Source organism: Anaerobranca gottschalkii DSM 13577 (genome assembly GCF_900111575.1).
Classification (GTDB): Bacteria; Bacillota; Proteinivoracia; order Proteinivoracales; family Proteinivoracaceae; genus Anaerobranca; species Anaerobranca gottschalkii.
This window is the reverse complement of record NZ_FOIF01000081.1, coordinates 1-6,770: the sequence shown is the minus strand read 5'-3', so window position 1 is coordinate 6,770 and position 6,770 is coordinate 1. Positions and strand designations below refer to the sequence as shown.

At 31.0% G+C, this 6,770-nt stretch carries 9 protein-coding genes; 5 read left to right on the top strand and 4 right to left on the bottom strand.

The genetic code is table 11. The annotated features are described in order from the left end of the window. Nucleotides 1-369: 369 nt before the first annotated feature. The 4 genes from BMX60_RS11340 to BMX60_RS11325 are packed head-to-tail and all read left to right on the top strand — an operon-like array spanning nt 370 to nt 4,556. On the top strand, nt 370-1,518 hold the full coding sequence (locus tag BMX60_RS11340; RefSeq protein ID WP_091351552.1) for a cysteine desulfurase family protein: 1,149 nt from the start codon (nt 370-372) through the stop codon (nt 1,516-1,518). A gap of 18 nt (nt 1,519-1,536) precedes the next feature. Continuing rightward, nucleotides 1,537-2,718, top strand: a complete 1,182-nt coding sequence (thiI, locus tag BMX60_RS11335; protein ID WP_091351551.1) for a tRNA uracil 4-sulfurtransferase ThiI — start codon at nt 1,537-1,539, stop codon at nt 2,716-2,718. A 42-nt stretch (nt 2,719-2,760) separates the two neighbouring features. Then, nucleotides 2,761-3,396 carry a hypothetical protein gene (locus BMX60_RS11330; protein WP_091351550.1) on the top strand — a complete coding sequence of 212 codons (636 nt, stop codon included), beginning with the start codon at nt 2,761-2,763 and terminating at the stop codon, nt 3,394-3,396. Further along, a complete protein-coding gene (locus tag BMX60_RS11325) occupies nt 3,393-4,556 on the top strand; it encodes an HD-GYP domain-containing protein (protein WP_091351549.1) in 1,164 nt (387 codons plus the stop codon). The genes BMX60_RS11330 and BMX60_RS11325 overlap by 4 nt, the downstream gene beginning before the upstream one ends. 43 nt (nt 4,557-4,599) lie before the next feature. On the opposite strand, the gene BMX60_RS11320 is transcribed toward BMX60_RS11325, so the two are convergent. Then, the gene (locus tag BMX60_RS11320) at nt 4,600-4,866 is read right to left on the bottom strand and encodes a spore coat protein (protein WP_091351548.1); all 267 of its coding nucleotides are present in this window, start codon (nt 4,864-4,866) and stop codon (nt 4,600-4,602) included. A 20-nt stretch (nt 4,867-4,886) separates the two neighbouring features. Then, nucleotides 4,887-5,084 carry a hypothetical protein gene (locus tag BMX60_RS11315; RefSeq protein WP_072907326.1) on the bottom strand — a complete coding sequence of 66 codons (198 nt, stop codon included), beginning with the start codon at nt 5,082-5,084 and terminating at the stop codon, nt 4,887-4,889. 84 nt (nt 5,085-5,168) lie between these two features. Here BMX60_RS11315 and BMX60_RS11310 point away from each other — a divergent pair, with 84 nt between their 5' ends. Next, a complete protein-coding gene (locus BMX60_RS11310; RefSeq protein WP_091351547.1) occupies nt 5,169-5,915 on the top strand; it encodes a GNAT family N-acetyltransferase in 747 nt (248 codons plus the stop codon). Nucleotides 5,916-5,953: 38 nt separating this feature from the next. On the opposite strand, the gene BMX60_RS11305 is transcribed toward BMX60_RS11310, so the two are convergent. Next, on the bottom strand, nt 5,954-6,403 hold the full coding sequence (locus tag BMX60_RS11305) for a YaaR family protein (RefSeq protein WP_091351546.1): 450 nt from the start codon (nt 6,401-6,403) through the stop codon (nt 5,954-5,956). A gap of 85 nt (nt 6,404-6,488) precedes the next feature. Further along, on the bottom strand, nt 6,489-6,770 hold a 282-nt coding region (locus BMX60_RS11300; protein WP_143055938.1), incomplete at its 5' end, for a zinc ribbon domain-containing protein.

Genomic DNA, 6,770 nt, shown 5'->3' with positions numbered 1-6,770 from the left:
GACGTTTTAACCATCGATCAACTGAAAAAGTTTATAAAGAACTTATGCTTTATTTATTTGGTCGAAACATCAACAAATATCACAAATTTATAACAGGTCAAATAAAAGAATTTGAAGGAAAAACTTCAGAAGTAGCAGCTTAAAAATAAATCCACCAATAAAATTAGCTACTTTTATTTGTCATGCCCAAAATTAATATTTCTTTAATAAAAAAAGAACTCAATAGTTATGGTTAACTTCTAAAAAGTCCCACAACTAGCGAGTTCTTTTTATTCATGAGCTAAAATTGTAAAATTAGCTATTTCCCGACAATCCCTTTGATATTTTTATGTAATTGTGGTAGATTTATGGAAGAAAGGGTGATTAATTATGACTAAAGAAATTTATGTAGACAATAGTGCCACAACTTTTATGGATGATGAAATACTTAACATTTATCTTGATACTATTAAAAAATATTATGGCAACCCTTCTTCTTTACATCAACTTGGAGTTGAAAGTGAAAGGCTATTAAAAGAAGGGAGAAAAATTATTGCCCAAACCTTAGGGGTATCTGAAAGGGAAATTTACTTTACTTCAGGAGGTACGGAAAGTAATAATTTAGCTATCCATGGTACTGTAAGGGCCTATGGCCATAGAGGTAAAAAATTGATTACATCTTCTATTGAACATCCATCTGTACTAGAGGTCTTTAAAGATTATCAAAGGCAGGGTTATAATGTTGTATACTTAGATGTAGATGAATTTGGATTTATTGATTTAGAACAACTTGAAAAAGAAGTTGATGATGATACAATTTTGGTTTCCATCATGTTAGTAAATAATGAAATAGGTACCCTTCAGGATATAGTAAATATAGGTAGAATAATTAAGGAAAAAAATCGCCGCTGTATTTTCCATGTAGATGCTGTTCAAGGATACGGTAAAGTAGAATTGAACGTGGTAAAAGCTAACATTGATTTGTTATCTATTAGCAGTCATAAATTCCATGGACCTAAAGGGGTAGGAGGGTTGTACATAAAAGATAAGACCAACCTAGCACCTATTTTTCAAGGTGGGGGACAACAGCAAGGTATAAGGTCAGGGACAGAAAATGTACCAGGCTATTATGCCATGGCAAAGGCGGCAGAAAAAATGTTTAAACTTTGGGATGTCAATAAAACTATGGGGAACTTAACTAATATGATAAAGGAAGAAATTCTTAAGAATGTTAAAGATGTAATGATTTTAACCCCAGAGGTAGCGGCACCCCATATTATGACTATAGCCTTTAGAGGCTTAAAAGGAGAAGTTTTATTACATTCTCTAGAAAGTAAAGGGATTTTCTTATCTACCGGTTCCGCTTGTTCTTCAAAACAAAAGGGAATAAGTCATGTTTTAAAGGCTATAAATTTACCGAAGGAATATCAGGAAGGGGCTATACGAATCAGTCTTTCTAGGTTTAATAATGAAGAAGAAATAAAATATCTAATCCAATCGATAATAACCAGTGTAGAAGAATTAAAACTATTTATTTAAATGAAGGAGAGAAAGAGGATGTATGACGTTATTTTAGTAAGATATGGTGAAATCAGTTTGAAAGGAAAAAACCGCAATTTCTTTGTCCATACTTTAATCCAAAGAATAAAAGAAAACATTTCCCATTTAGCTCCTAGAAAAATAGAAAGTCGGTTTGGCAGACTTTATGTACCAGTTGTTGATAATGATCATCAAGAGTTATTAGAAGGGTTGAGGAAGGTTTTTGGTATTGTTTCTTTAAGCCCTGCTTTAAGGGTGGAGCGGGATGAAGGAAAAATTAAAGAAGCTTGCCTTAAAGTTATAGATAAGGTTATAGACAAAGATAAAGTAAAAACATTTAAAGTAGAAACTAGGAGGGTAGATAAAACTTTCCCAATTAAGTCAATGGAATTGGATCAGATTTTAGGAGGAACTATCCTAAAGGCATATGGTAATTTTTTGAAAGTTGATATCCATAACCCTGAAATAGAGCTAGGGGTGGAAGTGAGAAAGGAAGATGTTTTTGTATATTGTGAAAGAATTGAAGGTTTTGGAGGGTTACCCCTTGGAGTTACCGGCAAAGGCCTCTGCCTTTTATCTGGCGGGATCGATAGTCCAGTTGCTTTCTGGTTAGCTGCCAAAAGGGGAATTATGGTTGAAGCCTTACATTTCCATAGTTATCCTTTTACAAGTCAAAGGGCAAAACAAAAGGTGGAGGATTTATGTAAAAAGTTAGCAAAGTATTGTGGTAAAGTAAAACTACATACCGTTCCTTTTACCCAGATACAAAAAGAAATAAAAATGAAATGCCCTGATGACATGTTGATTACTATTATGCGGAGATTTATGTTTAGAATTGCAGAAAGGTATGCACAAAAGAGGAAAGCATTGGTATTGATTACTGGAGAAAATGTCGCTCAAGTTGCTAGCCAAACATTAGAGAGTATGTATGTAATAAATGAAGTGGTAAAAATTCCTGTAATCCGTCCTTTGATAACTATGGATAAATGGGAAATCATAGAAAAAGCCAAAGCTATTGATACCTTTGAAACTTCCATACTTCCTTATGAAGATTGTTGTACAGTTTTTGTTCCTAAAAATCCAAAAACTAAACCTACATTGAAACAATGTTTAAAAGCAGAAGAAAATTTAGATGTTGAAAAACTGGTGGAAGAAGCAGTAGAAAATATTTTAGTAGAAGAGTTTACTTGGGAATTTTAACCTTAGTTTTTGGGATAGGATTGTAAAAGGAAGGTGAATAGGATGAAAAAAAATAAAGAATTATTTGCTTATATTTTAATCATAATTATAAGTATTCTTAGCATTGTAGGGGTTTCTCGGTTATTCACTACTACAAAACCAAATCAAAGTGAGCCTAGTTTTTATAAAGTATATGAAGATCAGTTTGTTCGCCTGTATCTCAGCTATTCTGAAAATGTTAACATAGCTGAAGATGGTAAGACTTTTGTATCTGTCCGGGGTAAAAAGAGTAATGATTTTATGTTAATTATTGAAAATTTAAGGGTCGATGGCTTGATTTTTACACCTACTCCCAGGGTAACGATTCTCGATGTTAAGGGCGAGGTAGTAAAGAGTTTACAACCCTTTATCTTTGTGGCAGGACTTGCTAAGCCTAAAGATTCGACATATATATCCTTTACTAATCCTATTCCACCTTCTAATTTGAACTTAGGAAAATATTTATATGTCATTGATTTACAATACCAATATGTTTTCTACGATAAAGTGGCTAATACAGGGGATATCTCCATAAACATTGGTTTAGAAATTATAAGGCAGCCTTTACTTTTTGAGTTTATTTATTTTATTAAAAGATTTTTATATGTTCTAGTATTTTTATTAATAGTCCTATTATTTTTAAGGGGGAGGAAGCGTTGAAATTAAATTTTACTCAATTATTGGGGGCATTTTCTTTAGCCTTGGACTTAGGTGAAAGTAAGGTGTTATCCCATGCTAAGAGAACAGGTTATATAGCTTTTAGAATAGGGGAAAAATTAGGAATTGCCGATACGTTAGACCTTTTTCACGGTGGACTTATCCATGATATTGGAGTAACAAAAACCCTATCAGAAGAACATTTTATTGAAGAAAGGATAAAAAATCATTGTTTATTTGGTAGAGAATTGGCAGAAAACTTACCTGTTTCCCAAAATGTCAAAGATATAGTTTTATATCATCATGAACACTTTGACGGAACAGGCCCTAACCGTTTAAAGGGAACGGAAATTCCTATAGAAGCTCAAATAGTTTTTCTGGCAGATCAATTAGATATAAGGATAAATCATTATCAGAATATCTATAATCAAAAATTCCGGTTAATAGACTTTATCAAAGAAAATGCCAATATTCTTTTTAATGGAGAAATAGTACAAGCTTTCTTAGATGTAGCTAAAACTGATAAGTTTTGGTTGGATTTACAACATAACAACTTCCAGTATGTATTTAAAAATTTTCAAAGGGATAAGTACAGGTATTTATTAACAGAGGAACTATTGGATATCTCCCTAGTTTTTGCTAAAATTATCGATAGTAAAAGTAAGTTTACCTACCGCCATTCCACCGGTTTAGCTGATTTAGTGACAATGGTTGGGGAAAAAAATAATTTTCCATCTCAGGATGTATTAAAACTAAAAATTGCAGGGTTACTACATGATATAGGTAAACTAGCAATCCCTAAGGAAATTTTAGAAAAACCAGGTAAATTGACTGATGAAGAGTTTAATATAATTAAAAGTCATGTATATTTTACAAAACACATTTTATCTCAAGTAGAGGGATTAGAGGAAATTAGCCAAATAGCTGGAAATCACCATGAAAAATTAGATGGTAGTGGCTATGCGGAAGGATTAACAAATGAACAATTAAGTTATTATGATAAAATCTTAGCTTTAGGAGATATTTATCAAGCTTTAACAGAAGAAAGGCCTTATCGAAAAGGGGATGAGCCGGAAAGGGCATTAGAAAAACTAAAAGTCCTTGTAGATAAGGGATTATTATGTGGTGAAGGTTTTCAAGCTTTATTTAAAACAGTCCTTTAATTTAAAAAGGCTATAGAATACTATAGCCTTTTTAGATGATAAATTATTTATTGTTAGTGTATTTTTGTTGTGCTTGAGCTATCTCTTGGGGTTGTGCTGGTTTTGCTTGATACATATTCCTTTGTTCCATTATATTATATATTGTATTTTGTAGTGTATGGCATTCATTTAAACAGCTCAATAAATCTTGGCGAAGTTGTTGATTATTGACCTCGTTTAGGGCGGTATTGTAAAGGCCAGTTAAAGATTTTTCACAACTTAAGCAATCATGGAGAATATCCTTTGCTGAGATGTTTGGATAATTAGCCAATTAAATAACCTCCTTTAAAGTTATTGTAAGTTTTGATTAGGGTTAAGGTGCTTTAATAATTTGTTGTAATGTTGTTGATGTTTATTAGCTAAGTTTTGACATTCTTCCCTAACCTGTGGGTCATTAGTTTGTTCAGCGTAAAAACGCAATTTAGCCATAGCTAACTGTTCTGCAGATAAAGCATCTTCTAGATACAATAATTCTTTTTGAGTCAGCATTTTATGACCTCCTATTTAAATTTATTTTCAAATTTAATTTTCCCTTCTAATTAAATCGATATACTAGTAAAAAGTGGGTAAAGGATGATGAAATTGGCAGTAAATAAGTTAAATAACAAAAAAATAACAGGAATTTTAAAAGAATTAAAAAAAGATTTTTTAAAAAATTATGATTTAATTTGGTTGCTTGAGCAAAGTTTAGGACCAGGGAACTGGGAAGTTTATGGAGGGGAAAAAGGCTTTTTAATAAAAAGAAATAATATTTGTTGGGTAAATCCTCTAACCGGTGGTGAATTAGATGAATTTTATAAGTTCATAACTAAAGACCTTCCAGTTCATATCCATTGTTACCAAAATTGGATCTGTCAATACTTAGAAGAAAAACACTATAGATTATCTAAAGGAGAAAATATTTATTTATATTGTCAACGGGAAAACTTTAAAGGAAGAAAAAAGAGAATTTCCTCAATAATTACCTACGAAGATGTTCAAAAGTGTAAAGAAAAGTGGTATAGCCCAGAGATCTTAGATTTTTTAAAACAAAATCAGAAGGTTTATGGTATTATAAATGGTGAAAATTTACTGTTAGGCTGGTGTTATATAGATAGCTTAACTAAAGGGGTGGCAGAAATATACAGAATAGAAATACATCCGATGAACAGGAGAAGGGGTTATGCCATCGATATTTTAAGTAGTGCTATTGAAGACATTTTTAATTATGAGAATTATGTGGTGATAAATATAGATTCTAACAATATAGAAGGAATAAATTTATTTCAAAAACTTGGATTTAAAGAAATTCAACGGGAATACCGCTATTTACTTAAATAATGTAAAAAAGCAAGATTAACAAAATCTTGCTTCTTAGTTTATATAGCTATATTTATTAACAAACCCTTTATATAGTTAATCTTATCTAAGATAAACAAATTATCTTTTTCTTCCTCTAATAAATTTTGGGTGATTTCCTCTAATTGTTCATCAATTTTTTCAATAACTAAGTATTGTTTATGGGGATTAAAGTAATCACCATTTAGAATTTTTAAATTATACATTTCTTCGGTAGCTTTTTTGATAAAGGAAGAAATTAAACTACGGTATTTTTTTAAATCCTTCAATGTCATATTTTTGGCTAAAACTTTACCTTGTTTATCTATATCTACTAATAGTTGGTCTAATTCTTTCTTTAGATGGGATATTTTTAATTGTAACTCAAAGGGAGAATATTTTTGCTCAACCTCTGTTATTCTTTGGAATTTAATATTATCAATTAACTTAGAATTAGATAGGGAAGTTTTTGAGTTTACAATTCTGGCCATAAAAATCACCTCAGGTTATTAATTTTTATTAAAATCAAAAAAATAATTAAATATTTTAATAAAATTATTTATCAGTAAACACAGCTTAAGCTATGTTTACTCTGATTGGGTGTAACCCCACACCCTCTATCCCCTCCGAAAATGCATTGGGGAATACTTTTTTCATTATTTGATATGCTCCATTTAAATCTGCATTTATTAAAGTGCCATTATTAGTCCTAAATAGACCTCTATGGATTCGTCTTGATTTGTTGTAGTTTTCTTTTATAGGCAATTCATTATCTAAAAATGATGTTCCACTTGTATAACTCTCATCTACAAGTATTACTTTTATTCCCACATTTTCTGCTTTATACATTACCTTTTT